The sequence below is a fragment of the Stenotrophomonas maltophilia group sp. Smal12 genome (assembly GCF_037079935.1).
In the GTDB taxonomy this organism is placed as follows: Bacteria; Pseudomonadota; Gammaproteobacteria; order Xanthomonadales; family Xanthomonadaceae; genus Stenotrophomonas; species Stenotrophomonas sepilia.
Genome location: NZ_JBAWUK010000057.1, coordinates 1 through 26,206, shown reverse-complemented (window position 1 = coordinate 26,206; position 26,206 = coordinate 1). Strand labels below are relative to the sequence as shown.

The 26,206-nt window shown below is 67.3% G+C and carries 28 protein-coding genes; 15 read left to right on the top strand and 13 right to left on the bottom strand.

The window, feature by feature from the left end; all coding sequences use genetic code 11:
• Nucleotides 1–219 precede the first annotated feature (219 nt).
• Nucleotides 220–783: a response regulator transcription factor gene (locus WDC87_RS18955; protein ID WP_005409063.1), complete on the bottom strand. Its 564-nt coding sequence runs from the start codon at nt 781–783 to the stop codon at nt 220–222.
• Complete coding sequence (locus tag WDC87_RS18950) at nt 780–2,006, bottom strand: ATP-binding protein (RefSeq protein ID WP_049414674.1); 1,227 nt, start codon at nt 2,004–2,006, stop codon at nt 780–782. The genes WDC87_RS18955 and WDC87_RS18950 overlap by 4 nt, the downstream gene beginning before the upstream one ends.
• A gap of 114 nt (nt 2,007–2,120) precedes the next feature.
• Here WDC87_RS18950 and ispG point away from each other — a divergent pair, with 114 nt between their 5' ends.
• From ispG to WDC87_RS18935, 3 genes are all read left to right on the top strand, one after another.
• Nucleotides 2,121–3,386, top strand: a complete 1,266-nt coding sequence (ispG, locus tag WDC87_RS18945) for a flavodoxin-dependent (E)-4-hydroxy-3-methylbut-2-enyl-diphosphate synthase (protein WP_301655215.1) — start codon at nt 2,121–2,123, stop codon at nt 3,384–3,386.
• Nucleotides 3,367–4,146: a phosphatase PAP2 family protein gene (locus tag WDC87_RS18940; protein WP_088496460.1), complete on the top strand. Its 780-nt coding sequence runs from the start codon at nt 3,367–3,369 to the stop codon at nt 4,144–4,146. Before ispG ends, WDC87_RS18940 begins: the two co-directional genes overlap by 20 nt.
• 170 nt (nt 4,147–4,316) lie before the next feature.
• Nucleotides 4,317–4,964, top strand: coding sequence for a response regulator (locus WDC87_RS18935; RefSeq protein ID WP_005416124.1), 648 nt, complete (start codon nt 4,317–4,319; stop codon nt 4,962–4,964).
• A 117-nt stretch (nt 4,965–5,081) separates the two neighbouring features.
• Here the strand turns inward: WDC87_RS18935 and eda are convergent, their stop codons facing one another.
• The 5 genes from eda to zwf form a co-directional block, all read right to left on the bottom strand.
• Nucleotides 5,082–5,741 carry a bifunctional 4-hydroxy-2-oxoglutarate aldolase/2-dehydro-3-deoxy-phosphogluconate aldolase gene (gene eda / locus WDC87_RS18930; protein WP_049429315.1) on the bottom strand — a complete coding sequence of 220 codons (660 nt, stop codon included), beginning with the start codon at nt 5,739–5,741 and terminating at the stop codon, nt 5,082–5,084.
• A gap of 204 nt (nt 5,742–5,945) precedes the next feature.
• Nucleotides 5,946–7,862 carry a phosphogluconate dehydratase gene (gene edd / locus WDC87_RS18925; RefSeq protein WP_061480284.1) on the bottom strand — a complete coding sequence of 639 codons (1,917 nt, stop codon included), beginning with the start codon at nt 7,860–7,862 and terminating at the stop codon, nt 5,946–5,948.
• A gap of 58 nt (nt 7,863–7,920) precedes the next feature.
• Nucleotides 7,921–8,643, bottom strand: a complete 723-nt coding sequence (gene pgl, locus WDC87_RS18920) for a 6-phosphogluconolactonase (protein ID WP_049413491.1) — start codon at nt 8,641–8,643, stop codon at nt 7,921–7,923.
• A complete protein-coding gene (gene glk, locus WDC87_RS18915; protein ID WP_072168335.1) occupies nt 8,640–9,647 on the bottom strand; it encodes a glucokinase in 1,008 nt (335 codons plus the stop codon). Before glk ends, pgl begins: the two co-directional genes overlap by 4 nt.
• Entirely contained in the window at nt 9,644–11,080 is a 1,437-nt protein-coding gene (gene zwf / locus WDC87_RS18910; protein WP_336331320.1) for a glucose-6-phosphate dehydrogenase, read from the bottom strand. The genes glk and zwf overlap by 4 nt, the downstream gene beginning before the upstream one ends.
• 352 nt (nt 11,081–11,432) lie before the next feature.
• On the opposite strand from zwf, the gene ugpC reads away from it, so the two are divergent.
• Complete coding sequence (gene ugpC, locus WDC87_RS18905; protein ID WP_252744391.1) at nt 11,433–12,515, top strand: sn-glycerol-3-phosphate ABC transporter ATP-binding protein UgpC; 1,083 nt, start codon at nt 11,433–11,435, stop codon at nt 12,513–12,515.
• A 113-nt stretch (nt 12,516–12,628) separates the two neighbouring features.
• Here the strand turns inward: ugpC and WDC87_RS18900 are convergent, their stop codons facing one another.
• Entirely contained in the window at nt 12,629–13,504 is an 876-nt protein-coding gene (locus tag WDC87_RS18900) for a folate-binding protein (protein WP_252744392.1), read from the bottom strand.
• A 39-nt stretch (nt 13,505–13,543) separates the two neighbouring features.
• Between WDC87_RS18900 and WDC87_RS18895 the strand changes: the two genes are divergently transcribed.
• The 10 genes from WDC87_RS18895 to WDC87_RS18850 all read left to right on the top strand — a co-directional run bounded on the left by WDC87_RS18895 (nt 13,544) and on the right by WDC87_RS18850 (nt 20,574).
• Nucleotides 13,544–13,714 carry a DUF1674 domain-containing protein gene (locus WDC87_RS18895; RefSeq protein ID WP_252744393.1) on the top strand — a complete coding sequence of 57 codons (171 nt, stop codon included), beginning with the start codon at nt 13,544–13,546 and terminating at the stop codon, nt 13,712–13,714.
• 56 nt (nt 13,715–13,770) lie between these two features.
• A complete protein-coding gene (gene sdhC / locus WDC87_RS18890) occupies nt 13,771–14,163 on the top strand; it encodes a succinate dehydrogenase, cytochrome b556 subunit (protein WP_005416132.1) in 393 nt (130 codons plus the stop codon).
• Nucleotides 14,160–14,546: a succinate dehydrogenase, hydrophobic membrane anchor protein gene (gene sdhD, locus WDC87_RS18885; RefSeq protein WP_005409077.1), complete on the top strand. Its 387-nt coding sequence runs from the start codon at nt 14,160–14,162 to the stop codon at nt 14,544–14,546. Before sdhC ends, sdhD begins: the two co-directional genes overlap by 4 nt.
• A gap of 31 nt (nt 14,547–14,577) precedes the next feature.
• Complete coding sequence (gene sdhA, locus WDC87_RS18880) at nt 14,578–16,368, top strand: succinate dehydrogenase flavoprotein subunit (protein ID WP_014036803.1); 1,791 nt, start codon at nt 14,578–14,580, stop codon at nt 16,366–16,368.
• A gap of 66 nt (nt 16,369–16,434) precedes the next feature.
• Nucleotides 16,435–17,220 (top strand): succinate dehydrogenase iron-sulfur subunit, encoded by a 786-nt coding sequence (locus tag WDC87_RS18875; protein ID WP_005409079.1) that lies wholly within the window; start codon nt 16,435–16,437, stop codon nt 17,218–17,220.
• Nucleotides 17,221–17,318: 98 nt separating this feature from the next.
• On the top strand, nt 17,319–17,567 hold the full coding sequence (locus WDC87_RS18870) for a succinate dehydrogenase assembly factor 2 (protein ID WP_049413478.1): 249 nt from the start codon (nt 17,319–17,321) through the stop codon (nt 17,565–17,567).
• The gene (locus WDC87_RS18865) at nt 17,518–17,967 is read left to right on the top strand and encodes a hypothetical protein (RefSeq protein ID WP_072168330.1); all 450 of its coding nucleotides are present in this window, start codon (nt 17,518–17,520) and stop codon (nt 17,965–17,967) included. The genes WDC87_RS18870 and WDC87_RS18865 overlap by 50 nt, the downstream gene beginning before the upstream one ends.
• Nucleotides 17,968–17,990: 23 nt before the next feature.
• Entirely contained in the window at nt 17,991–19,232 is a 1,242-nt protein-coding gene (locus tag WDC87_RS18860; RefSeq protein ID WP_005416136.1) for a lipoprotein-releasing ABC transporter permease subunit, read from the top strand.
• The gene (gene lolD, locus WDC87_RS18855; RefSeq protein ID WP_032954095.1) at nt 19,225–19,938 is read left to right on the top strand and encodes a lipoprotein-releasing ABC transporter ATP-binding protein LolD; all 714 of its coding nucleotides are present in this window, start codon (nt 19,225–19,227) and stop codon (nt 19,936–19,938) included. Before WDC87_RS18860 ends, lolD begins: the two co-directional genes overlap by 8 nt.
• Nucleotides 19,939–20,124: 186 nt before the next feature.
• Nucleotides 20,125–20,574: a DUF6491 family protein gene (locus WDC87_RS18850; RefSeq protein WP_065195830.1), complete on the top strand. Its 450-nt coding sequence runs from the start codon at nt 20,125–20,127 to the stop codon at nt 20,572–20,574.
• 74 nt (nt 20,575–20,648) lie between these two features.
• On the opposite strand, the gene WDC87_RS18845 is transcribed toward WDC87_RS18850, so the two are convergent.
• From WDC87_RS18845 to ftsY, 3 genes are all read right to left on the bottom strand, one after another.
• Nucleotides 20,649–20,918, bottom strand: a complete 270-nt coding sequence (locus WDC87_RS18845) for an oxidative damage protection protein (RefSeq protein ID WP_014036808.1) — start codon at nt 20,916–20,918, stop codon at nt 20,649–20,651.
• A 5-nt stretch (nt 20,919–20,923) separates the two neighbouring features.
• Nucleotides 20,924–22,048, bottom strand: coding sequence for an A/G-specific adenine glycosylase (gene mutY, locus WDC87_RS18840; protein WP_088496297.1), 1,125 nt, complete (start codon nt 22,046–22,048; stop codon nt 20,924–20,926).
• 84 nt (nt 22,049–22,132) lie between these two features.
• The gene (ftsY, locus tag WDC87_RS18835) at nt 22,133–23,419 is read right to left on the bottom strand and encodes a signal recognition particle-docking protein FtsY (protein WP_188241251.1); all 1,287 of its coding nucleotides are present in this window, start codon (nt 23,417–23,419) and stop codon (nt 22,133–22,135) included.
• Nucleotides 23,420–23,548: 129 nt separating this feature from the next.
• Between ftsY and WDC87_RS18830 the strand changes: the two genes are divergently transcribed.
• Nucleotides 23,549–23,848 carry a hypothetical protein gene (locus WDC87_RS18830; protein ID WP_252744394.1) on the top strand — a complete coding sequence of 100 codons (300 nt, stop codon included), beginning with the start codon at nt 23,549–23,551 and terminating at the stop codon, nt 23,846–23,848.
• Nucleotides 23,849–24,001: 153 nt separating this feature from the next.
• Here WDC87_RS18830 and htpG read toward each other — a convergent pair whose 3' ends face one another.
• Entirely contained in the window at nt 24,002–25,894 is a 1,893-nt protein-coding gene (htpG, locus tag WDC87_RS18825) for a molecular chaperone HtpG (RefSeq protein WP_072168326.1), read from the bottom strand.
• A 234-nt stretch (nt 25,895–26,128) separates the two neighbouring features.
• Nucleotides 26,129–26,206 (bottom strand): IS3 family transposase (locus WDC87_RS18820; RefSeq protein ID WP_336331321.1); only part of this gene is annotated, 78 nt, incomplete at its 5' end.

Below are 26,206 nucleotides of genomic sequence, written 5' to 3'. Positions count from 1 at the left end.
GGGGGGGGGGGGGGGGGGGGGGGGGGGGGGCGGGGGGGGGGGGGGGGGGGGGGGGGGGGGGGGGGGGGGGGGGGGGGCGCGGCGGGGGCGGGGGGGGGGGGGGGGGGGGGGGGGGGGGGGGGGGGGGGGGGGGGCGGGGGGGGGCGGGCGGGGCGGGGGGGGGGGCGGGGGGGGGCCCCCCCCCCCCCCCCCCCCACTACCGGTGCACGACGTGGCGTCTCACCGGCTCGGATCGCGTTCCGGGCTGGGCCGCTTGGCCAGCTTGCGCTGCAGCGAGCGCCGGTGCATGCCGAGCAGGCGTGCGGCCGCTGACACGTTGCCGCCGGTCTCGTGCATCGCCTGCTGGATATGTTCCCACTGCAGGCGGCTGATCGGCGTCATCGCGTCCGGCACTTCCATTTCGCCGTCGTCGGCCGGGCCGTCGTCCTCCTCGCCAAGCGCGCGCAGGATCATCGGCACCGTGGCCGGCTTCGGCAGGTAATCATCCGCGCCCAGCTTGATCGCCTCCACTGCGGTGGCGATGCTGGCATAGCCGGTCACCAGCAGGATGCGCATGTCCGCGCGCAGTGCGCGCAGCGGCTGGATCAGCGCCAGGCCGGAATCGCTGCCCAGCTTCAGGTCGATCAGCGCGAACGCCGGCGGATGCTGGCGGGCCAGTGCCAGGGCACTGGCGGCATCCTGTGCGGTCTGTGTTTCCAGGCCCTTGCGGGCCAGGCTGCGCTGCAGGGTACGCAGGTACAGCTCGTCGTCGTCGACCAGCAGACCAAGGGTTGAGGCGCTCATGGGGTTTCCTCGCGTGGGGCCAGCGGCAGGCGGAAGCCGACGCGGCTGCCGGCCCCCTGGGCCGGGCGCATCCACATCTCGCCGTCGAGGCGTTCGATGGTGGCATGGGACAGGGCCAGGCCGACGCCCATGCCCTCGCTCTTGCTGCTGCCGAACAGCTTGCCCGGCAGCACGGCGGCACGGGCGTCGAAACCATGGCCGTAGTCGCGTACTTCGCCGATCAGGTCGTCGCCCTCGATGCGCAGGTCCAGGTCCACGCGCGGCCGGCCGGCCTTCTCGCCGGCATCGGCGGCATTGTTGAGCAGGACCATCAGCAGGTGGCCTACGCCCGGGTCGAGCGGCAGCCGCAGCGGCGCATCGTCGTTGCGATGCAGGTCGATGGTCGGTCGCACCAGGCGCCATTGCTCCAGCACCTGCTGGGCGCTGGAATGGCTGCGGCCCGGCGCGTCGGCCGAGGCCGGGGCGGCCAGTGCCAGCACGCGCTCACGGCACTGCACCAGCAGCTCGCGCAGGGTCTCCATGTCTTCGCGCACTTCCGGCTCTTCGCTGCGCTCGGCGACATCGTCGGCGAGCAGGGTCATGGTCGCCAGCGGCGTGTTCAGTTCATGTGCCACCGAGGCGGCATGGGTGGCCAGCGCGACGATGCCCTCGTTGCGGGCGAAGCGCTCACGCAGCGCCGACAGTTCCAGTTCGCGCTCCCGCAGGGCCAGTGCCAGGCGGGTGGAGAAGGCCAGCACCACTGTGGCGGAAATCAGGAAGTTGGCGACCACGCCCCAGCGATTGAGGTCCTGTGCGCGGAAGTAGCCGTCCGGCAGCGCCTGCCCGAAGATGCCGCTGGCGGCGTAGCCGAGCAGGCAGGCCAGCGCGACCGCCAGTGCCCAGCGCAGGGGCAGGGCGAAGGCGGCCAGCGCGATCAGGATCAGGAACAGTGAACTGAACGGGTTGGCCATGCCGCCGCTCCAGCCCACCATCCAGGTCAGGATGATCACGTCCACCAGGATATGGCCGAATGCGGTCAGCGGCGCAGTGTCGGCCGCTTCCGGGCGCAGCTGGGTGTAGACGTTGAACAGGGCCAGCACCGCCACGCCGGCCCACAACGGCAGCTGCGGCAACGGCAGGCCCAGCACCCAGGTCGCGACCAGGATGGTGGCGGCCTGGCCGCCTACGGCAAGCCAGCGCAGGCTGCACAGGGTACGGAGAAACGGGGCGTCGGGACCGGTCATTCACGCCCATCGTATGCGTTCATGCGTGTACATGCCTGCGACAATCGGCCGCAGCCGTGCCGCAGGCTGAATGCGAGTCACCCCGAATGCGGGAGTGGGCGGTAGAATGCGCCCATGCACGACGCCGTCACCCGCCCGACTCCCCCCTCCGATGCCACCGCCTGGCCCCGTCGCCAGACCCATGCCGTCCAGATCGGCGGGGTCACCGTAGGCGGAGGCAAGCCGGTGGTGGTGCAGTCGATGACCAACACCGATACCTCCGATGTGGCCTCCAGCGTGAAGCAGGTGGCCGAGTTGTGGCGTGCAGGTTCGGAGATGGTGCGGTTGACCGTCAACACCGTGGAAGCCGCTGCGGCCATTCCGCGCATCGTCGACAAGCTGGCGATGATGGGTATCGATGTACCGCTGATCGGTGACTTCCACTACAACGGCCACCAGCTGCTCACCGCCGAGCCGGCATGTGCGGAAGCGTTGGCCAAGTACCGCATCAACCCGGGCAATGTCGGCTTCGGCAAGAAGAAGGACCTGCAGTTCGCCCAGTTGATCGAGTTCGCGATCCGCTACAACAAGCCGGTGCGCATCGGTGCCAACTGGGGCTCGCTGGACCAGGCCCTGGCGGCCAGGCTGATGGACGAGAACAGCCTGCGCGAGCAGCCCTGGGACGCCGGCCGCGTGCTGCGTGAGGCGCTGATCCGTTCGGCGCTGGATTCGGCCGAGCAGGCCGTGGAACTGGGCCTGCCGCGCGATCGGATCGTGCTGTCGGCCAAGGTCAGTGGCGTGCAGGAACTGATCGCGGTGTACCGCGACCTGGCCCAGCGCTCGGACTTCGCCCTGCACCTGGGCTTGACCGAAGCCGGTATCGGCAGCAAGGGCATCGTCGCCTCGTCGGCAGCGCTGAGCGTGCTGCTGCAGGAAGGCATCGGTGACACCATCCGCATCTCGCTGACCCCGGAACCGGGCCAGTCGCGCACGCAGGAAGTGATCGTCGCCCAGGAACTGCTGCAGACCACCGGCCAGCGCGCCTTCACGCCGCTGGTCACGGCCTGCCCGGGCTGCGGCCGCACCACCTCCGAGTTCTTCCAGGAACTGGCCAAAGTGGTGCAGAACCATGTGCGCGAGAAGATGCCGCTGTGGAAGATCCACCACCCGGGGGCGGAGAACATGACCCTGGCGGTGATGGGCTGCATCGTCAATGGGCCGGGTGAGTCGCGCCATGCCAACATCGGCATCTCCCTGCCGGGCACGGGCGAGACGTCGGCAGCACCGGTATTCGTCGATGGCGAGAAGAAGGTGACCCTGCGTGGCGACAACATCGCCCAGGAGTTCGTCGCCCTGATCGACGATTACGTCGAACACAAATATGTCCGAAGCGCCGGATAAGCCTGCGATCCTCGCCGCTCCGGAGTCGGCCTCCGGTTTCCGCCACTGGATGGCGCGCAACGCCTGGCGCCTGGTCCTGCTGTTCGGTGGCGTACTGCTGCCGTTGGCGGGCTTCGTCGCCCTGGCTGACGAAGTGCACGAATTTGAATCGTTCCATTTCGATGCGCCGCTGCTGTGGCAGATGCATGGCCTGCATTCGCCGTGGCTGGACCGCTTCTTCGTGCTCATCTCGAAACTGGGCTACGAGTGGTTCCTGATCCCTGCTGACGTGCTGATCATCGGTGCGCTGCTGGGCTACCGGCGCTGGCGCGAGGCGACCTTCGTCGCGGTCAGTTTCGTGGGATCGGCGTTGCTGAACATGGGCAGCAAGCACTTCTTCCAGCGCCAGCGCCCCAGCCTGTGGGAGTCGATTGCGCCGGAATCGACGTTCAGCTTCCCCAGCGGGCACGCCATGGGCTCGATGACCCTTGCCGTGACCCTGGTGCTGCTGGCCTGGAATACACGCTGGCGCTGGCCGGTACTGCTGCTGGCGCCCCCGTTCAGCCTGCTGGTGAGCGTCTCACGGGTCTATCTGGGCGTGCATTATCCCTCGGACATCCTGGCCGGATGGTGTGCCGCGCTGGTTTGGGTGGTAGGGTGCTATCTGGTCATGTTCAGTCGCCGGCATCCTTGGCGACGTCGGGATTCGCCGCCAGCGACGGCCAGCGAAGCATCATCACAGGGGGGTGACGTGGATGACCCTTCCGGGGCGTCTACGTAATAGATCAGTTGTTTCGTTGCAGCAGGTTCTGCAAGACAGGGGGCAAGCACAACGCGCGTTACTGTGATGCGCAAGGCAGAACGCCCGGATCGCGTCCCGGACGCGCTTGCAGGGGTATCGGCGTCCTGCCTAGCTTGACCTGCAATGGCCGCATTCGAAGAGGTACGTGAATGACGATTCGAGTCTACCTGGTGGATGACCATGCGCTGGTCCGCACCGGGATGAAGATGATCCTGTCGGGGGAGACCGACATCGAGGTGGTGGGCGAAGCCGAGACCGGTGAAGACGCACTGCGCGACGTCCGCCAGCTGCTGCCGGACGTGGTGCTCTGCGACCTGCACCTGCCCGGTGTGAGTGGCATGGAAGTGACCGAGCGCATCGTCCGCAGCCACCGCAACACCCGCGTGGTGATCGTATCGGTGCTGGAAGACGGGCCGCTGCCGAAGCGCTTGCTGGAGGCGGGGGCCGCGGGCTACATCGGCAAGGGCTGCGATGCACAGGAGCTGCTGCGCGCGGTGCGCGATGTGGCCATGGGCCGTCGCTACCTGGGCACCAGCATCGCGCAGAACCTGGCCCTGTCGACGGTGGAGGGCAATGGATCGCCGTTCGACAGCCTGTCGCCGCGCGAACTGGAAGTAGCCTTGCTGCTGACCCAGGGCCTGCGCCAGGAAGACATCGCGCGGCGCCTGAGCCTGAGTGCGAAGACGGTGAACACGCACAAGGCGCGGTTGTTCGAGAAGATGGGGATCCACGACAACATCGCGCTGGCGCGCATGGCCAGCCAGTACGGGCTGGTGGATCCGGCGCGGCCGTTGTAAGGGTTTCGGCCACCGGCTGAGCCTTCCGCAGGGCCACGGACAGATTCCGTGGGCCGTCACTGCCGATCGAGGCAATGTGGAGCCGAGCATGGGCTCGGCTCTACACCTGCTTCGGGCTCAGTGGCCGCGCACGCGCTTGATGATCTTCGCCGCGTCGGCGGCGCTGGCGCGCACCTTGTCCCATTCGCCGTCGGCGATCCAGTTGCCCGGCACCATCCACGAACCGCCGATGCAGACCACGTTCTTCTGTTCAAGGTACTCGGCGGCGGTGTTCTCGGTGATGCCGCCGGTCGGGCACAGCTTCAGGTCCGCCACCGGGCCGGCCAGTCCCTTGATCATCGCCAGCCCGCCCACGGCCGTGGCCGGGAACAGCTTGCACACGCGGAAGCCGCGGGCGTAGAGCGACAGCAGCTCGGTCGGCGTCGCCGCACCTGGCACCACCGGCAGCGGCGCAGCGGCAAGTGCATCAGCCAGCGCCGGCGGCGTCCCCGGCGTCACCAGGAAGTCCGCACCCGCATCGATCGACTGCTGCATCTGCTCCACGGTCAGCACCGTACCGGCACCCACCACCACATCGGGCAGCTCGCGCTTGAGCATCGCCAGCGCTTCCATCGCCACCGGCGTGCGCAGCGTCAGCTCGATCGCCGGCAGACCACCTTCCAGCAGCGCCGCACTGACCGCCCGCGCCTGGTCCAGCGTATGAATCGTCACCACCGGCAGGATGCCCGCCGCATGCAACAGCTCCGCCGCCTTCACCTGATGTTGTTCGATACCCATGCTTTTGCCCTTGCCTTTGCTCTTCTTGATTCAGTGGCCGCAGCGCAAATGACGCGCCGGGAATTGTCCAAGGGCAGTAGGGCGCCCTGGCCGGGACCGTGAGCGGCATGGATGCCGCGATCGAGCCCCCATGGATGGGTTTACGGCGTGTCCCGGCCAGGGCGCCCTACTGCCCAAGCCGGGAGCCTGCCGCGGCTTTTCGCGTCAGGCGTCTTTCGCCTCATGCGGCGCCGCCGCCGCTGCCGCATCGTGCCCCAGCTCATACTCCGCGTCGTAGTCCCACGGCCCGCCATCGGCCGCCGCCGGCCCGCACGAAATCGAAATCGCCCCCTGGTCCGCCGGACCCACCACGCGACGGTTGATCGCAAACAGATTGCGGCCCAGGTCATGCGCGGCCGGCGCGGTGTTCGGCGCCAGCGGACGTGCTGCCCATTCCGCCGCGTCCACCAGCACTTCCAGCGTGCCGGCCTCGCCGTCGAGGCGGATCATGTCGCCCTCGCGGACCTTGGCCAGCGGGCCACCGCGCGCCGCTTCCGGCGTCACATGGATGGCCGCTGGGATCTTGCCCGACGCACCGGACAGGCGGCCGTCGGTGACCAGCGCCACGCGCCGGCCCTGGTTCTGCAGCAGGCCCAGCAGCGGTGCCAGCGAATGCAGTTCGGGCATGCCGTTGGCACGCGGGCCCTGGTAACGCACCACCGCCACGAAGTCCTGCGGCAGCAGGCCACCGGCGTGCAGCTTGTTCAATACCTGCGGTGCATCGACCACCACCGCCGGTGCTTCGATCGTCCGGTACTGCGGTTTCACCGCTGACAGCTTGATCAGCGACTTGCCGAGGTTGCCGCGCAGCAGGCGCAGGCCACCCTGGTGCTCGAACGGATTGTCGACCCCACGCACCACTTCGTCATCGGCACTGTGTTCCAGGCCCGGCAGGTAGACCAGCCGGCCGTCACGCAGTTGCGGCTCGCGCGCATAGTCGGCCATGCCGCCACGCGCGACGCTGACCAGGTCGCCGTGCATCAGGCCCGCCTTGATCAGCTCGCCGAACACGAAGGCCGGGCCGCCAGCGGCCGCGAAACGGTTCACGTCTGCCTCGCCGTTCGGATAGACACGGGCCAGCAGCGGAATCAGCTGCGACAGTTCGTCGAAGTCGTCCCAGGTCAGCACGATGCCGGCCGCACGCGCCACCGCGATCCAGTGGATGGTGTGGTTGGTCGAACCGCCAGTGGCCATCAGCGCGATGACCGCGTTGATGATCGCGCGCTCGTCGATGATCCGGCCCAGCGGGCGGAAGTCGTCGCCCAGTGCGGTGATGTCCAGCGCGCGTTCGGTTGCCTCGCGGGTCAGGGCGTCGCGCAGCGGCGTGCCCGGATTGACGAACGAGGCGCCCGGCAACTGCACGCCCATGGCTTCCAGCAGCACCTGGTTGGAGTTGGCCGTGCCGTAGAAGGTGCAGGTGCCCGCACCGTGGTACGACGCGGACTCGGCTTCCAGCAGCTCTTCGCGGGTGGCCTCACCGGCGGCGTAGCGCTCGCGCACTTCGGCCTTCTGCTTGTTCGGGATGCCCGGGGTCATCGGGCCGGCCGGTACGAACACCGCCGGCAGATGGCCGAAGGCCAGCGCACCGATCAGCAGGCCCGGCACGATCTTGTCGCACACGCCGAGGTAGACGGTGGTATCGAACATGTCATGGCTGAGGCCGATGGCCGTGGCCTGGGCAATGACATCGCGCGAGAACAGCGACAGCTCCATGCCACCACGGCCCTGGGTGACACCGTCGCACATTGCAGGGACGCCGCCGGCGACCTGTGCAGTGGCGCCCAGCTCGCGGGCGATGTCGCGGATCTGTTCGGGATAGGTCTCGAACGGCTGGTGGGCCGACAGCATGTCGTTGTAGGCGGTGATGATGCCCAGGTTCGGCGTCACGCCGCCGCGCAGGCGGCTCTTGTCGGTGCCGCCGCAGGCGGCGAACCCGTGGGCGAGGTTGCCGCAACTCAGGCGGCTGCGGAACGGGCCCTCACGCAGGGAGGCATCGATCGCGGCCAGATAGGCGGCGCGCGAGGCGGCGCTGCGGCGGATGACGCGCTCAGTGATGGCTTGCAGTTGAGGATGGAGGCTCATTGGCTACCGGCGTTCGTGGTGGCGAGAGGCAAGCGGCGGCACGGCGCCGCCGCCGACATCAATCAGCCCAGTGGACGCGCAGGCGCGCGCCTTCCAGGTTGATCGCATTGAGGATCGGATACTGCTGGGCATCGTTGCTGTCCAGCGCCTGGCGCAGTACCTGCAGCTTCTGCTTGCCGCGCAGCAGCAACAGGCGCTGGCGGCACTGGCGCAGGCCGTGCGGGGTCAGCGTGATGCGCAGCGGCCACTGGTTCGCGCCTGGGCAGCCAGTGGCATCCAGCGCGGCGTAGGGCAGGGTGCTTTCCAGTGCGCGTGCGAGGTCTTTCGAGCCCGGGAACAGCGAGGCGGTGTGCCCGTCGTTGCCCATGCCCAGCGCTACCAGGCTCGGCGGCTGGCTGTGCTGCGCCTGCAGGTTGGCGGTGTACACGCATTCGGGCAGTGGCTTGCCGATCCGTACCAGCGGATCGAAGTGGGCGCCCTCGGTACGCTTGAGCAGGTGCTCGCGCACCAGCCAGGCGTTGCTGTCGCGATCCTGCGGCGACAGCCAGCGCTCGTCGGCCAGGCTCACTTCAACCCGGTCCCAGTGCACGTCCAGCTCGGCCAGTGCCTGGTAGACCGGGGCCGGCGTGGTGCCGCCGGACAACAGGATGCGGGCGCGGCCCACTTCATTGATGTCGTGGTTGAGGGTGCGTGCCATCTCAGCGGCCACCGCTTCGATCCAGCCGTCGGCGTCGCCGTGCTGGATGAACTCGATGCGATCGTCGTGGAAGCTGGGGTTCATGCGGCAACTCCTGGTGCGTCACGTTCGGCGTCGGTGGCATAGGCGGCGGCGCCCAGCAATCCGGCGTGGGGATGCATCACTGCCAATGAGGGCACGCGCGCCATGATCGAGGAGAAGCGGCCCTTGTGTTCGAAGCGCTGGCGGAAACCGGAGTGCTGCAGCGAATCGAGCATCTTCGGGGTCAGGCCGCCGGTCAGGAACACGCCATCCCAGGCGCCCTGGGTGAGCACCAGGTCACCGGCGATGGCGCCGAACACGGCGCAGAACACGTCCACGGTGCGCATTGCCTGCGGATCACCGTGCAGGGCGCGGGCGGTCACGTCCACCGGCTGCAGCTGGCCCGGGTCGATACCGGCCATCTCGCACACGGCGCGGTGGATGTTGACCAGGCCGGGGCCACAGATCAGGCGCTCGTTGGAGACGCGGCCGAACTGTTCGGACAGGATCTCGAGGATGCGGATCTCTTCCGGGGTTCCCGGCGGGAAACTGACATGGCCGCCTTCGGTTTCCAGCGGGTAGCAGCGGCCGTGGCGCATGATCAGGCCGCCCACGCCGAGGCCGGTACCCGGCCCGATCACTGCGTAGTTGCGCGGCTGGCCCGGCTTGCCCGGTACCCAGGCGGCACCGCCGACCTGGACCACGTCCTCGGGCTGCAGCAGTGAGATTGCCATCGCCTGTGCGGCAAAGTCGTTGATCAGGTGCAGTTCGTCGAAACCGAGCATCGCTGCGGTGCGGCTGCGCGAGATCACCCACGGATGGTTGGTGATGCGTGCTTCATCACCATCAACGCGACCGGCCACTGCGAACACGCCGCGGCTTGTGGTGGCACCGATCTGTTCCAGATGGTGGCGCGCGGCATCACCCAGCGAAGGGAACTCCGCCACTGCGTACTCGCGGATGCTGTCCTTCTGCAGAGGTGCGTCCTGCGAGGTGTCAGCCAGGGCGAAGCGGGCATTGGTGCCACCGATGTCGGCCACCAGCACCGGCTGCGAACTGGCGCTCATGCCGACGCTCCGCTGTCCGGTGCGTCCACGTCCTGCGGCAGGAACTCGCCGGCATTGCTCGGGCCCCATTGGCCGGCGGGGTAGGGCTCCAGCGGCAGCTTGGCGTCCTTCCACGCGTCGGCGACGCTGTCGATCCAGGCCCACGCTGCACGCACCTCGTCGTCGCGCACGAACAGCGTGTGATTGCCATTGAAGGCATCCAGGAACAGGCGCTCGTAAGCGATGCGGCGATGCAGGCCGGTTGGCACTGACAGTTCCAGTTCCAGCGGATGCAGTTCCAGCGCGCCCCATTCCGGGCCGGCCAGGCTGCTCATCAGGCCCAGTTCGATGTTTTCCTGCGGCTGCAGCTGGAACACCAGGCGGTTCGGTGCGGCCTGCGCGCGCTGCGGGCGCTCGAACAGCCAATGGGTGACCGGCTTCAGCGTGACCACCACGCGGGTGGTGCGCTCGGGCAGGCGCTTGCCGGTGACCAGATGGAACGGCACGCCGCTCCAGCGCCAGTTGTCGATATGCGCGGTGACACCGGCGAAGGTTTCCACGTCGCTGCCTTCCGGCGGCTGGTAAGCCTGCGCCGGCTGGCCGTTGATGGTGCCGGCGGTGTAGCGGCCGCGGATGCTGTCACGCGCGGCGTGCTTCGCGTCGAGCGGGCGAAGGGCGCGCAGCACCTTGACCTTCTCGTCGCGGATGCGGTCGGCTTCCAGCGACGCCGGCGGCTCCATCGCCACCATGCACAGCAGCTGCAGGATGTGGCTCTGCACCATGTCGCGCAGCGCGCCGGAGCGGGCGTAGTAGGCGTCACGGCCGTCCACGCCTTCGCTCTCGGCCACCAGGATGTGCACCGATTCGATGTAGTTGCGGTTCCACACCGCTTCCAGCAGCGTATTGCCGAAGCGCAGCGCGATCAGGTTCTGCACTGCTGCCTTGCCCAGGTAGTGGTCGAGGCGGAACACGCGGTCCTCGTCGATCCACTGGCCGATGGTGCTGATGATTTCCTCGGCGCTCTCGCTGTCGCTGCCGATCGGCTTCTCCAGCATCAGGCGTGCCGGCGCGGCGAGGGCGCCGCCCTTGGCCAGGCCTTCGCAGGTGGAAATGTACAGGCCCGGCGGAATGGCGAGGTAGCTGACGCACTTGCGGTGCACCAGGTCGGAGACCGCAGCGGCAACCGAGTCGACGTCGCGCAGGTCCACCGAACGGTAGTCGATACGGCGCAGCAGGGCAGCGATGTCGTCCTGCGTGGCCATCGGCATGGCCTGCTGCAGGCGCGGCCGCAGGATGTCATGGAAGGCTTCGGTGTCATGCCCGGACAGGGCCAGTGCGCGGATGCGGAAGTCCTCCGGCAGCAGGCCGTCGCCAAGCAGGCGAAGCAGCGAAGAGAACAGGTAGCGCTGGGCCAGATCACCTGTGGCACCGAACAGGAAGAGGGTGTCGTGCATCGCTCGAGTTTCAGATCCGGGTGACATCGTTGTCAATCGCTTCATGGCTGGGTTCGGGGGACATCCGCGCAACTGCCTGTCCGAGGTTCGTCAGGGGCGATCTCCGGTGTTGCGGAAGACCGTTCCATTCGAAACCACTACCTCGGCGGAACCTTCGTTCAACCGCCGACGCAGATCGGTGCGCACCGATCATCGGATAGTGCCACGTGAAAACGTTTACATGGCAGAATGGGCAACTGTATTCGATTGCAGTGCTCGCCGTCATGCGGCAAGCGCGCAATCATCACTGCCATCGGGAGGGCCGAGGCAGTCCCAAAAGACAGCCCGGCTTCGGGCGGACCGGATAGGTGATATGGCAAAAGTGCAGTTGCAGGGTGTGCGCAAGGTCTATGACAACGGCCAGGTCGCGGTGAAGGACGCCAGCTTCGAGGTCGCCGATGGCGAGCTGATGGTGCTGGTCGGTCCGTCCGGCTGTGGCAAGTCGACCCTGTTGCGGATGGTGGCGGGCCTTGAAGAAATCAGCGGCGGCACGCTGACCATCGGTGATCGCGTGGTCAACGACGTGGCGCCGAAGGATCGCGACATCGCCATGGTGTTCCAGAGCTACGCGTTGTACCCGCACATGACCGTGGCCGAGAACCTGGCCTTCGGCCTGAAGCTGCGCGGGCATGACAAGGCGACCATCGACAAGCGCATTGCCGAGGCGGCGCAGACGCTGGGCCTGACCGAGATGATGGACAAGCTGCCCAAGGCGATGTCCGGTGGCCAGCGCCAGCGCGTGGCACTGGGCCGGGCGCTGGTGCGCGAGCCGGCGGTGTTCCTGCTCGACGAGCCGCTGTCCAACCTCGACGCCAAGCTGCGCCACAGCGTGCGTACCGAGATCGCGCAGCTGCACCGCAAGCTGGGCACCACCATGATCTACGTGACGCACGACCAGGTCGAAGCGATGACCCTGGGCCAGCGCATCGTGGTGCTGAAGGACGGCATCATCCAGCAGATCGATACGCCGATGGCGCTGTACGATCGCCCGGCCAACCTGTTCGTGGCCGGTTTCCTCGGCAGCCCGGCGATGAACGTGCTGCGTGGCACGCTGCAGGGCGATGCCGGCGGCGTGAGCGTGGTCGACGGCGAATGGCGTGCACCGCTGGGCCAGGCGACGATCGATCCGGCGTGGCTGCAGAAGCCGATCGCGGTGGGCGTGCGCCCGGAGCACCTGCAGCCGGCGGCTGCCGATGATGCGCATGCATTCACCGCGCGCATCGAAGGCATCGAACCGGTCGGCAACGAGATCTTCGTCAACATGAGCAGTGGCCAGCACGCGCTGACCATGCGCGTGGCACCACAGTCGCTGCCAGCAGTGGGTGAGCAGATCCGCGTGGCGATTCACCCGCAGGGCCTGCATTTCTTCAACTCGGAAACCGGCGAGCGGCTCTGATTCTGTAGAGCCGAGCCCATGCTCGGCTACTTCGTTGCAGTGCGGACCAACGGTCCGCACCCACCGGGTCGGTCAGTAGATCCACGCCGTGCGTGGATGAGGGCGCGTCAGATTCAGCGGGCCAGGCCATCCAGCAGCGGCACGCGCTGCGCAATGGCATCACCCACCTGCAGCTCGGCGTCGCCAGCATCCAGCGGCAGCACCGCCAGCGCCAGGTTGCCGGCCACGCTGGCGACCGTGCCCAGCGTCGCGCCGTCCTGCAGCACGCCATCGCCGGCCTGTGCCGGTGCCGCGGTATGCAGCAGCTGCACCGCGCGCTTGGCCTTGCCGAGGAAGTGGGTGCGGGCGACGATTTCCTGGCCTGGGTAGCAGCCTTTCTTTACGCTGTAGCCATTCAGGCGGTCCAGGCCCAGCTGCTGCGGGGTCCACACTTCGCGCTGGCTTTCGTCCAAGCGCGGCAATCCGTAGCGCAGGTCGGCCTGGCGCCAGGCGAGGGCGAAGGCGGCCTCATCGGTTTCGCTGCCGGATGCAACGGCATCCGTCGCCCCGATGCGCAGGGTGCGCGGCAGGGCGTCGCTGCCCAGGTCCAGCTCCCAGCCGTCACCTGCAGCGTGCGCGATCGCGGCGCCGCTGGCAGCCTCGGGTGCAGTGAACGCACCGGCCACGGCCAGATCGCTGCGCACCTGTACCTTCACCTTGCGACGGAACACGAAGCGCTGCAGTTGCGACGCAATCGCATCGGCATCGCCGTCGGCCAGCACCAGCATCACGTGATCGTCGGCCAGCCGGAGCAGCTGGAACACTGCCAGGGTGCGGCCCTTGGCACTCAGCCAGGCGCTCCACTGCCAGTGCAGCAGGGGCAGGGCGGTGACATCGCTGCTGAACTGGGCGTGGGCGAAGGCGGCCGCATCCGGGCCCTGCAGGCTCAGCAGCTGGTGGCCGGGCAGGCGCGGATATCCGACGAAAGCAGGGGGCAGGTTGTCAGGCACGTGAACGAGGTCTAAAATTTGTGCGTTGCGAGACCGAACATGATAGGCCAAACAACCCCCACTCCCGACGACGAATCTGAAGCCCCGCTGGTCCCCGCGGCAGCCGTGCCCGTGGAACAGGAAAAAGCAGAGGAATTCGGCGGCCGCGGCGGACTTGATCCGGTGCGGTATGGCGATTGGGAGAAAAACGGACGCTGCATCGATTTCTGATCAGCATTGAGCCAACGCGGCCGCGTGCCGCCCAGCCGAGACAACGAGCCCAGCGAATGGCGACCAGACAACGCCCACTTTCCCCGCACCTTCAGGTGTATCGCTGGCAGATTCAGATGGCCACCTCGATCCTGCATCGAGCCACCGGCATCTTTCTGTCTGTTGGTGCCCTCATCATCGCTGCCGGCCTGCTGGCCCTGATGATGGGGCCCGAGTCCTGGAACTGCTTCACCGGCCATGCCGGGGCCTGGTATGGCCGCGTGTTCCTGTTCGCGTGGACATGGTCGTTCGCCTATCACCTGTGCAATGGCATCCGCCATGTGGTGCAGGACTTCGCCATCGGCTTCAGCATCCCTGCCTTCATCCGCAGCAGCTGGCTGTCGGTCATCGGCAGCCTGGTGATCACCCTGCTGGTGTGGGCCTATGTGATGTTCGGAGGTGCCGCGTGAGCAAGTTCCGTACCCCGCTGAAGAACGTGCGCGGCCTGGGCTCGGCCAAGACCGGCACCGAGCACTTCGTGCACCAGCGCCTGACCGCCGCCGCGCTGGTGGTGCTGGGCATCTGGTTCCTGGTCTTCGTGCTGGGCCTGCTGGGCTCGGATTACGCGACCGCCGCCGCCGCCGTGGCCAAGCCGTGGAATGCAGTGCCGTTGATCGGCCTGCTGATCGCCATGTTCTGGCACGCGCAGCTCGGCATGCAGGTCGTGCTGGAAGACTACATCCACGAATCGCTGCTGGCCCTGGTGCTGCAGACCGCGGTGAAGTTCGTCGCCGTGCTCGGCATGATCGTCAGTGTGTTTGCGGTGGGCCGCATCGCCCTCGGCGTTGCCTGAGCCCAGGCACCTACACAGGAATCCAGATTAGATGTCCGCTTACAAGATCACCGAACACAAGTACGACATGGTCGTGGTCGGCGCCGGCGGTGCCGGCCTGCGCGCCACGTTCGGCCTGGCCGCCAAGGGCCTGCAGACCGTGTGCCTGACCAAGGTCTTCCCGACCCGTTCGCACACCGTTGCCGCCCAGGGCGGTATTTCGGCCGCACTCGGCAACATGGGCGAGGACGACTGGCGCTACCACTTCTTCGACACCATCAAGGGGTCGGACTGGCTGGGCGACCAGGACGCCATCGAGTACATGTGCCGTGAGGCCATCCCGGCCATCATCGAACTGGAACACTACGGCGTGCCGTTCTCGCGCACCGCCGAAGGCAAGATCTACCAGCGTCCGTTCGGTGGCATGACCACCAAGTACGGCGAAGGCCCGGCGGCGCAGCGTACCTGCGCGGCGGCCGACCGTACCGGCCACGCGATGCTGCATACCCTGTACCAGCAGTCGCTGAAGCACGATGCGCGCTTCATGATCGAGTACTTCGCGCTCGACCTGATCTTCGACGACGAAGGCGCCTGCCGCGGCGTGCTGGCCCTGGACATGTCCGATGGCACGCTGCACCTGTTCCGCGCCCAGGGCGTGGTGCTGGCCACCGGCGGCTACGGCCGTGCCTACTTCAGCGCCACCTCGGCGCACACCTGCACCGGCGACGGTGGTGGCCTGGCCATGCGTGCCGGCATCGCCATGCAGGACATGGAGTTCGTGCAGTTCCACCCGACCGGCATCTACGGCGCCGGCTGCCTGATCACCGAGGGTGTCCGCGGTGAAGGCGGCATCCTGCGCAACAGCAGCGGCGAGCGCTTCATGGAGCGCTATGCACCGCACTACAAGGACCTGGCCTCGCGCGACGTGGTCAGCCGTTCGATGACCATCGAGATCCGCGAAGGCCGCGGCGTCGGCGAGCACAAGGACCACATCCTGCTCGACCTGACCCACCTCGGCCCGGGCGTGATCGACGAGAAGCTGCCGGGCATCGCCGAGAGCGCCCGCATCTTCGCCGGCGTCGACGTGCACAAGCAGCCGATCCCGGTCATTCCGACCGTGCACTACAACATGGGCGGCATCCCGACCAACTACCACGGTGAAGTGGTGCAGAAGGTCGGCGACAACGACAACGCCGTGGTGCCGGGCCTGTACGCCATCGGCGAAGCGGCCTGCGTGTCCGTGCACGGCGCCAACCGCCTGGGCTCGAACTCGCTGCTCGACCTGGTGGTGTTCGGCCGTGCGGTGGCCAACCGCTGCGCCGAGACCATCAAGCCGGGTGCCGCGCACAAGCCGCTGCCGGCCGATGCCTGCGACAAGGCGCTGGGCCTGCTGGACAAGCTGCGCCACGCCAACGGCGATACCCCGACCTCGGTCATCCGCGATCGCATGCAGCGCACCATGCAGGCCGACGCGGCCGTCTTCCGCACCAGCCAGACGCTGAAGGAAGGCTGCGAGAAGATGGACAAGATCTTCGACTCGTTCCAGGACGTGAAGGTCTCCGACCGTTCGCTGGTCTGGAACTCGGACCTGATCGAGACCTACGAGCTGAACAACCTGCTGCTCAACGCGGTGGCGACGATCAACTCGGCCGAACAGCGCAAGGAAAGCCGTGGTGCGCATGCGCACGAGGACTATCCGGACCGCGACGACGTCAACTGGCAGAAGCACACCCTGGTCAGCGTCGACGAGAAGGGCAAGTGCAGCTTCGACTACCGTCCGGTGCACATGTACACGTTGACCGACGACGTGTCCGTGGTGCCGCCGAAGCCGCGCGTGTACTGATCCGACCCCGCCTACCATGCAATCCGCGCCCACGGGCGCGGGCCGCCTGAGCCAACGAGAGCAGCCATGGCCGAGTTTTCACTCCCCAAGAATTCCAAGATCACGAAGGGCAAGCACTTCCCCGTCAAGAACGGCGGCAAGAACGTGCGCACCTTCAAGATCTACCGCTGGAGTCCGGACGACGACAGCAACCCGCGCACCGATACCTATGAAGTCGATCTGGACGCCTGTGGCCCGATGGTCCTGGACGCCCTGATCAAGATCAAGAACGAGATCGACCCGACCCTGACCTTCCGCCGTTCCTGCCGCGAAGGTATCTGTGGTTCGTGCGCGATGAACATCGACGGCACCAACACCCTGGCCTGCACCCGAGCCATCTCGGACTGCGGCAAGAAGGAAGTGCCGATCTACCCGCTGCCGCACATGAACGTGGTCAAGGATCTGGTTCCGGACCTGACCCACTTCTACGCGCAGTACGCCTCGATCAAGCCGTGGATCCGCACCCAGACCCCGGCACCGCCGGACCGCGAGCGCCTGCAGTCGCCGGAAGACCGCAAGAAGCTCGACGGCCTGTACGAGTGCATCCTGTGCGCCTGCTGCTCGACCAGCTGCCCGAGCTACTGGTGGAACGGCGAGCGTTACCTGGGCCCGGCGATCCTGCTGCAGGCCTATCGCTGGATCATCGACTCGCGCGATGAGGACACCGGCGCGCGCCTGGACGATCTGGAAGATCCGTTCAAGCTGTACCGCTGCCACACCATCATGAACTGCGCCCGGACCTGCCCGAAGGGCCTGAACCCGGCGCTGGCGATCGCCGAGATCAAGAAGCTGATGATGGAGCGCCGCGCCTGATACAGGCCTGGCAGTACCCGGTGGAGCCACGTCACGTGAGGCTGCACCACCCAGTAGAGCCACGCCATGCGTGGCTTTGCTGTATCTGGAGAAGCACGATGGAAGACGATGTCCTGCTGAAGAAGCTGCGCTGGCGCTGCCGCCGCGGCATGCGCGAACTGGACCAGCTGTTCGGCCGCTACCTGGACCGTGAGTGGAGCACTGCACCGACCGGAGAGCGCGAGGTTTTCCTGTTCCTGCTCGACTGCGAGGACGATAAGTTGTGGCGCTGGTTCATGGGCTATGAGGCCTGCCCGCATGCGCACGCGATCCCCCTCATGCAGAAGATCCTCGCCCTCAAGCCTTGAGTGGCGCCCCTCGCGGCTGCAGGCTGCCGCCCAGTTGGCGGTGCTGCTGGCCGCGCCCTGGTTGTTGCGCGCCTCGGATCTGCCTGCGCGGTTGCTGATGCCCGCGCTGCTGCTGGCCTGGGGCGTCGGCTTGGCCGAACTGGCCTGGCGCCAGCGCAGGCCGCGCGTGCAGGTGCTTCTGCCTCCGCTTCCCGAGGCATTGCAGGTGGCCGGACGGGATGTCGATACGCCACGGCTGGTGGTGCGTGGCCCATGGTTGTTGTTGCTGTGGCGGGAGGATCGGCGCCGCCGGCGCCTGCTGTTCTGGCCGGATGTGCTCGATTCAGGGCAGCGACGTGAACTGCGACTGGCCGTGGCCACACGCAGCGTTTCCCGTCGGCCCCGGTCAATGGCACCATAAGCTGAATTGACCGGCGTGCCTGCATGTTCAAACCCATTCCCGTGGCCATCGGCCTGCGCTACCTGCGCGCCAAGCGCCGCAACGGCTTCATCTCCTTCATCTCGATGGCATCGATCCTGGGCATCGCGCTCGGCGTTACGGTGCTGATCACCACCCTGGCGGTGATGAGCGGTTTCCAGAAGGAAATCCGCAGCCGCCTGCTGCAGATGACCGCCCATACCACCATCAGCCGCGATGGCGAGCCGATGCCGGACTGGATGCGGGTGGTTGATGTCGCCCGCAAGGATCCGCGCGTGGCGGGTGCCGCGCCGTACATCGAGATCCAATCGATGATCAGCGGCCCGCGCGTGCAGGGCGCGATCATCCAGGGCATCGATCCGGCGCTGGAGCCGAACGTCTCGGTGATCGACAGGAAGGTCACCAAGGGCAGCTATGACAGCCTCAAGCCGGGCAGCTTCAACCTGCTGCTGGGCAAGGAGCTGGCGATCTGGCTGGGCGTGGACGTTGGCGACCAGGTGCTGGTGACCTTTGCCGAAGTGCAGGGCACGCCGGCCGGTGCGGTGCCACGGATGAAGCGCTTCACCGTCAGCGGCATCTTCGAGGCCGGGTACAACGAGGTCGATCGCGGCGTCGGCTTCGCCAACATGCAGGACCTGGAGCGTGTTCTGCGCAGTGACGGCGCCACCGGCGTGCGGCTGAAGCTGCACGACATGGACCGTTCGCTGGAAGTGGGCGTGGACCTGGCGCAGAGCCTCGGCGGTGCCTACCGCGTGAGTGACTGGACGCAGCAGAACGCCAACCTCTACCACTCGCTGCGCATGGAGAAGGTGGTGATGGGCATCCTGCTGTCGCTGATCATCGCCATGGGGGCCTTCAACCTGGTGTCCTCGCAGGTGATGCTGGTGACCGACAAGCAGGCCGACATTGCCATCCTGCGCACCCTGGGCCTGACCCCGGGCGGGGTGATGCAGGTGTTCATGGTGCAGGGCTCGTTGATCGGCATCTTCGGCACGCTGGCCGGCCTGATCGGCGGCATCACCCTGACCCTCAACCTGGAACGCATCCTCGGCGCCATCGAGAGCGTGTTCAACGTCAAGCTGCTGCCGGAGGATGTCTATTACATCACCGGCCTGCCGACCGACATGCAGACCGGCGACGTGGTGGCGATCACCGTGGTCGCGCTGCTGATGAGCTTCCTGGCCACCCTGTATCCCGCCTGGCGGGCAGCACGCACCCAGCCGGCGGAGGCCCTGCGTTATGAATAAGGTCGTCAACCGCGGCGATGAAGTGATCCGCGCCGAAGCGCTGGGCAAGACCTATGCCGAAGGGCGCATGCAGACCCCGGTGTTCGATGGGCTGGACCTGACCGTGACTGCTGGCGAGACGGTGGCGATCATCGGTGCCTCCGGTGCCGGCAAGAGCACGCTGCTGCACCTGCTGGGCGGCCTGGACATTCCGACTGCCGGCGAAGTGTATGTGACCGGCCAGCGCATGTCGGCGCTGTCGGATACCGCGCGCGGCCTGCTGCGCAACCAGGCGCTGGGCTTCGTCTACCAGTTCCATCACCTGCTGCCGGAGTTCACCGCGCTGGAAAACGTGATGATGCCGGTGCTGCTGGCCGGCACCGCCGTGGCCGAGGCGAGCAGCCGGGCCACCACGCTGCTGGAAGCGGTCGGCCTCGGCCATCGCCTGGACCACAAGCCGGGCGAGCTGTCCGGCGGCGAACGCCAACGTGCCGCAGTGGCGCGCGCGCTGGTCAATCATCCGGCCTGCGTGCTCGGCGACGAGCCGACCGGTAACCTGGATGACCGCACTGCCGGCACCGTGTTCGAGCTGATGCTGGAACTCAACCGCGCGCGTCATACCAGCCTGGTGCTGGTGACCCACGACCGCAGCCTGGCACGGCGCCTGGACCGGGTGCTGGAGCTACGCGAAGGGCGCCTGCACGCACTGGCCCACGCCGACGTCTGAGCGCTGGGACCGCTTTGGTAGAGGCCGGCCTTGGTCGGCTGCTCCTGCAGGGCAAGCGCCAACCAGGTTGGCGTCTACCGTGGTCCGGCCAGTAGCCGCCGACCGGCGGCTGAATGGGGCGCGAGCCGTCGCGCCGGCGTTGCCAGCCCAGGCGCATGATGGCGACAGTTCCCCGAGGAGATCGCCATGAAGACCCCGATCCTGATGGCCGGACTCTGCCTGGCACTGGCCGCCTGTGCGACCACCGGCCGGCTTAGCAGTACCGAGAAACTGGATCTGTACCGTGCCCACGCCGGCGCGCCGCAGAATGACATGCAGTTCTTTGGCAGCCTCAATGGCTGGACCGAGCTGGGCGACAGTGCGCTGGCGGTGTGGACCCGTCCCAGCGAAGCCTATCTGCTGGAGTTGAATGGCCCCTGCCAGGACCTGCCATATGCGACCGCCATCGGCCTGACCAGCAGCATGGGCCGTGTGTCGTCGCGCTTTGACAAAGTGCTGGTGCGCGACCCCACCGGCGGCCCGCGCCTGCCGTGCTTCATCAACAGCATCCGCAAGCTGGATGTGAAGGCGCTGCGCGCGTCCGAGCAGGAGCTGCGCCAGGCGCAGGTGCAGGAGCGCGAGGAAAACGCGAAATAGCGCGGTAGTCCCGGCCGCTGGCCGGCATCGCGCAGATGCCAGATTGCCGGCCAGCGGCCTGCACGACCTGCCTGTCAGGCTTCCGGGGTGAAGCCGGCCGGCTTTTCCGCGTCCTTCTCGAACAGGAACTTGACCAGTTCGCCTTCAAGGAACGCACGATGTTCCGGCGTGCGCGGCGACAGCCGGTTCTCGTTGATCAGCATGGTCTGGTGGGCCAGCCACGCGGCCCAGGCCTGCTTGCCGATGTTGTTGAAGATGCGCTGGCCCAGCTCGCCGGGGTAGGGCACGAAGTCCAGGCCCTCGGCATCGCGTTGTTCGTACTGGCAGAAGACGGTTCGGGGCATGGCATTCACTCGTGGTTGCGGGGTTTGCTGGAATTTCGTTTCGGCGTCTTGATCGTGGCGCCGTCGAGCAGTTTGCGGATCGGTGCCGGCAGGCCCAATGCGGGTAGCTCGTCGTTGGCGACCCAGCGCAGCGTGGGTTCTTCCACGCGCAGGCCGCGCACCTTCCGTGACAGTACCTGCAGGTGCAGCCTGTAGTGGCTGAAGGTGTGCTGCAGCACCGGCAGTTCCTCTGCATCTTCCAGCGAGCCGTCGACATGTGCGTCGAACCAGTCCTGCAGGTCGCTGCCGGCCTCGGCCTGCGGCAGCGTCCACAGCTGCGCCCAGATGCCGGTGTCCGGCCGCTTCTGCAGCAGCACGCGCTGCTGGGCGTCGCGCAGCAGCAGTGCAACTGCTTCGCGTTCGGGCAGGGTCTTGCTGGGCTTGGGCGTGGGCAGTTCAGCGGTGCGGCCTTCGCGCCGCGCCACGCATGCGTCCTGCAGCGGGCAGATCACGCAGGCCGGCTTGGCCCGGCTGCATACCGTCGCGCCCAGGTCCATCTGCGCCTGGGTGTAATCGGCCATGCGCCCGGCCGGCACCTGCGTGACGTGCGCGTCGGCAATCGCCCACAGTTGTTTCTCGATGGCCGGCAGGCCGGGGAAGCCGTCGATGCCGTGATAGCGGCTGAGTACGCGCTTGACGTTGCCGTCGAGAATCGCGAGCGGGTCGTTCCAGGCTTGGCTGAGGATCGCGCCAGCGGTGCTGCGGCCGATGCCGGGCAGGGCATGCAGTGCATCGAAATCGCGCGGCAGGTCGCCGTCGTGCAGTTCCACGCAGCGCTTTGCCGCGGCATGCAGGTTGCGTGCGCGGGCGTAGTAGCCGAGCCCGGCCCACTGCGCCATCACTGCGTCATTGCTGGCGGCAGCGAGGTCGGGCAGGGTCGGGAAGTGCTGCAGGAACCGCTGGAAGTACGGGATGACCGTGGCCACCTGGGTCTGCTGCAGCATGATTTCCGACAGCCAGACCCGATAGGGGCTGCGCGGGTGCTGCCAGGGCAGGTCATGGCGACCGTGGTCGTCGAACCAGTGCAGCAGGCGGGCGACGAAGTCGTCTTCCTTGGCAGTGTCGGCGCTGGCGTGCGGCTGGCGGGGCATGAGTGTTCCGGAAGGAGGCAGCCACCCATGGGGTGGCTCTACCAGATCGCAGTAGAGCCACGCCATGCGTGGCTGCACGGTGTATCAGGCGCCCAATGCTTCGGGCAGCAGGGCGTCGACGAAGGCTTCCGGGTCGAACACGCGCAGGTCTTCCGGGCGCTCGCCAATGCCGGCGAAGCGGATCGGAATGCCGAACTCGCGGGCCAGTGCGAACACCACTCCGCCCTTGGCGGTGCCGTCCAGCTTGGTCACCACCAGGCCGGTCACGTTCACTGCGGCATTGAACTGGCGCAGCTGCGACAGCGCGTTCTGGCCGGTGGTGCCGTCGATCACCATCAGCACTTCGTGCGGGGCGGTGGGATCGATCTTGCCGAGCACGCGGCGGATCTTGCCCAGCTCGTTCATCAGGCCTGACTGGGTGTGCAGGCGGCCGGCGGTATCGGCGATCAGCACCGAGGTGCCGCGGGCCTTGCCGGCCTGCAGTGCGTCGAATGCCACCGAAGCGGCATCGGCGTTCTGCCCCTGCGCGACCACGGCCACGCCGTTGCGCTCGCCCCAGGCCTGCAGCTGGGCCACGGCGGCGGCGCGGAAGGTATCGCCGGCAGCCAGCATCAGGCTGTGGCCGTCATCCTTGAAGCGCTTGGCCAGCTTGCCGATGGTGGTGGTTTTGCCGACGCCGTTGACGCCGACGGTGAGCACCACGAAGGGCTTGGCGTTGCGGTCGATCACCAGCGGCTTGGCCACCGGCTGCAGGATTGCGATCAGCTCGGCGCGCAGCGCGGTCAGCAGCGCATTGGCGTCGGCGAACTCGCGCGACTTCATGCGCTTGCGCAGGCCCTCGACCAGATCGGTCGTGGCGCCCACGCCGACGTCGGCGGTGATCAGGGCGGTTTCCAGCTCGTCCAGCAGATCGTCGTCGAGCTTGGGGTTGCGCGAGAACAGGCCGCCGAAGCTGCGCGCGATGACGCTGTTGCGCAGGCGTTCGCGCCAGCCGGGCTTGCCGGCGGGCGCCGGCGGGGCATCCACCAGCGCCGGCAGGTCGGTGGCCGGGGCGGTTGGTTCCTCGACCGGAATGACCGGAGCCAGAGGAGCCAGCACAGCGGCCGCAGCGAGCGCTTCAGCCTGGACGTCCTCGGACGCGGTGGCCGGCTGCGCAGCTGGCACGGCAGGCACTTCGGCGACGGGGGCCTGTACGGCGACGGTGGCCGGTTCCGGTGCCTTGGCTTCGACCACCGCGGCGGTGGGTGCGTCTTCGGCCGGGGCGGCCGACGGGAACGCCGCCGCCAGCTCTTCAGCCGAGTAGTGCTGGGTCTTGGGCGCCTCCGTGGTGGGGGCATCCTGGGGCTTCTTGCGGCGGAAAAAACTGAGCATTGGCAAAAGGCGCTGAAATCAGAGGGATATGCTACCACTCGGGCCTGTCGGGCCGATGTGGACTCAAGGTCGCGGCCGGCCGGCCGTTAACCGGTCCGGAGGGTTGCGCGGAGCGGCCCGGAGACCGCCATGAACAACGTGATGGGAATCGCCCTCGGCGGGATGCGTGCGGCCCAGCAGGGCGTGCAGGTTGCAGCGCACAACGTGGCCAATCTGGCGACCCCCGATGCGCAGCGCCTGCAGTTGCAGCGCGGTGCCACTGGACAGGGCGGGGTGCAGGCCTCGGTGACTGCCGCCGGCGCCGATGTCGGTGCACTGCTGGGAGATCTGCTGGCGGCGAAAGCCGAGGTAGTGGCCTTCGCCGCCAATGCCTCGGTGATCCGCCGACACGATCAGATGCTGGGCTCGCTGCTGGATCGGGAGACCTGAGCAACACCGCTTTGGCCGGTGCCAACCGCTGCCCCTGGCAGGTGCCAACCTTGGTCGGCACTCATGGAGCAGTCGAGCATGGCTCGACCCTACAAATGCGCGTGAACCAGGGTTGGCCTCCATCGGGACGCTGCCCGGCACCCGATCTGTCGATCAGGCCGACAACTCCAGCAGCAGCTTGTTCAGGCGCGCCACATAGGCACCCGGGTCCTTCAGGCTGTCACCGGCGGCCAGTGCGGCCTGGTCGAACAGCACCCGGCCGAGGTCGTCGAAGCGCGCGCCATCGGCTTCGGCGTCGAGCTTGGCGATCAGCGGATGGCCCGGGTTGATCTCCAGCACCGGCTTGCTGTCCGGCACCTTCTGCCCGCTGGCTTCCAGGATCTGGCGCATCTGCAGGCCCAGGTCCTGCTCGCCGATGGCCAGCACCGCCGGCGAATCGGTCAGGCGGTGCGACACGCGCACCTCGGCCACTTCGTCACCCAGGACCGTCTTGAGCCGCTCGACCAGGCCCTGCTTGTCCTTTGCTGCCGCTTCCTGTGCCTGCTTGTCCGCATCGGTTTCCAGTGCGCCCAGGTCGAGATCGCCACGGGCGATGTCGACGAAGCCCTTACCGTCGAAATCGGTCAGGTAGCCCATCAGCCACTCGTCGATGCGGTCGGTCAGCAGCAGCACTTCCACGCCCTTCTTGCGGAACACTTCCAGGTGCGGGCTGTTGCGTACCTGGCTGTAGCTCTCGCCGGTGAGGTAGTAGATCTTGTCCTGGCCTTCGGTCATGCGGCCGATGTAATCGGCCAGCGACACGCTCTGCGCATCGCCGTCGCCGCGGGTGGAGGCGAAGCGCAGCAGGCCGGCCACCTTCTCGCGGTTGTTGTAGTCCTCGGCCGGGCCTTCCTTCAGCACCTGGCCGAACTCCTTCCAGAACGTGGCGTACTGCTCGGGCTTGTCGGTGGCCAGCTTCTCCAGCATGTCCAGCGAACGCTTGGTCAGCGCCGATTTCATCGAATCGATGACCGGGCCGGACTGCAGGATCTCGCGCGAGACGTTCAGCGACAGGTCGTTGGAATCGACCACGCCCTTGATGAAGCGCAGGTACAGCGGCAGGAACTGCTCGGCCTGGTCCATCACGAACACGCGCTGCACGTACAGTTTCAGGCCCTTGGGCGCATCGCGGTGGTACAGGTCGAACGGCGCGCGGCCGGGCACGTACAGCAGCGAGGTGTACTCCAGCTTGCCCTCGACCTTGTTGTGGCTCCACCCCAGCGGGTCGCTATGGTCGTGCGCTACGTGCTTGTAGAACTCGGTGTACTCGGCGTCGCTGATCTCGGTGCGCGGGCGGGTCCACAGCGCGCTGGCGCGGTTGACGGTCTCCCACTCGACGGCGGTGCCTTCTTCGCCACCTTCCTTCGGCATCTGGATCGGCAGACCGATATGGTCCGAGTACTTCTTGAGGATGCTGCGCAGGCGCCAGCCATCGGCGAAGTCGTGCTCGCCGTCCTTCAGGTGCAGCACGATGCGGGTACCGCGCTCGGCCTTGTCGACGGTGGCCACTTCGAAATCGCCTTCGCCACGCGAGCTCCAACGCACGCCTTCGGCTGCAGCCAGGCCGGCGCGGCGCGAGGTCACTTCCACTTCGTCAGCGACGATGAAAGCGCTGTAGAAGCCGACGCCGAACTGGCCGATCAGCTGCGAATCCTTCTTCTGGTCGCCGGACAGCTGCCGCAGGAAGTCGCCGGTGCCGGACTTGGCGATGGTGCCGAGGTGGGCGATGGCTTCGGCGCGGCTCATGCCAATGCCGTTGTCTTCGATGGTGATGGTGTGGGCGGCGGCGTCGAAGCTGACGCGCACGCGCAGCTCGCTGTCGCCTTCCAGCAGCGCCGGCTGGGTCAGGGCCTCGAAGCGCAGCTTGTCGGCGGCGTCGGCAGCGTTGGAGACCAGCTCGCGCAGGAAGATTTCCTTGTTGGAGTACAGCGAGTGGATCATCAGCTGCAGCAGCTGCTTGACTTCGGTCTGGAAGCCAAGGGTTTCGGTCTGGGTGGTCTCGGTCATCGATAGGGCTCCATGTGCAATGCCGCGCCAGCGCGTGCGGCCTCGCCAAGGGGTAGGGATGATTGTCCCGAAATCAAGGGGCTGGTCGGCAGGGCTTGCAGCCCTGCACCTGCAGAGGCAACAGCAACAGCAACAGCAACAGCGGGCATTGCGTGGGATGGCGGGGCGGTGTGGGTTGGCAGGACACGCCGTAAACCCGTCCATGAAGTGACCCCCGAGACTTGGACGGTGGGGTCAGGCGGCTGCTTGGGCCTGTTCCCGGTACTTTACCGGGCTTAGCCCCTTCAATTTCAATCTGATTCGCTCTTGGTT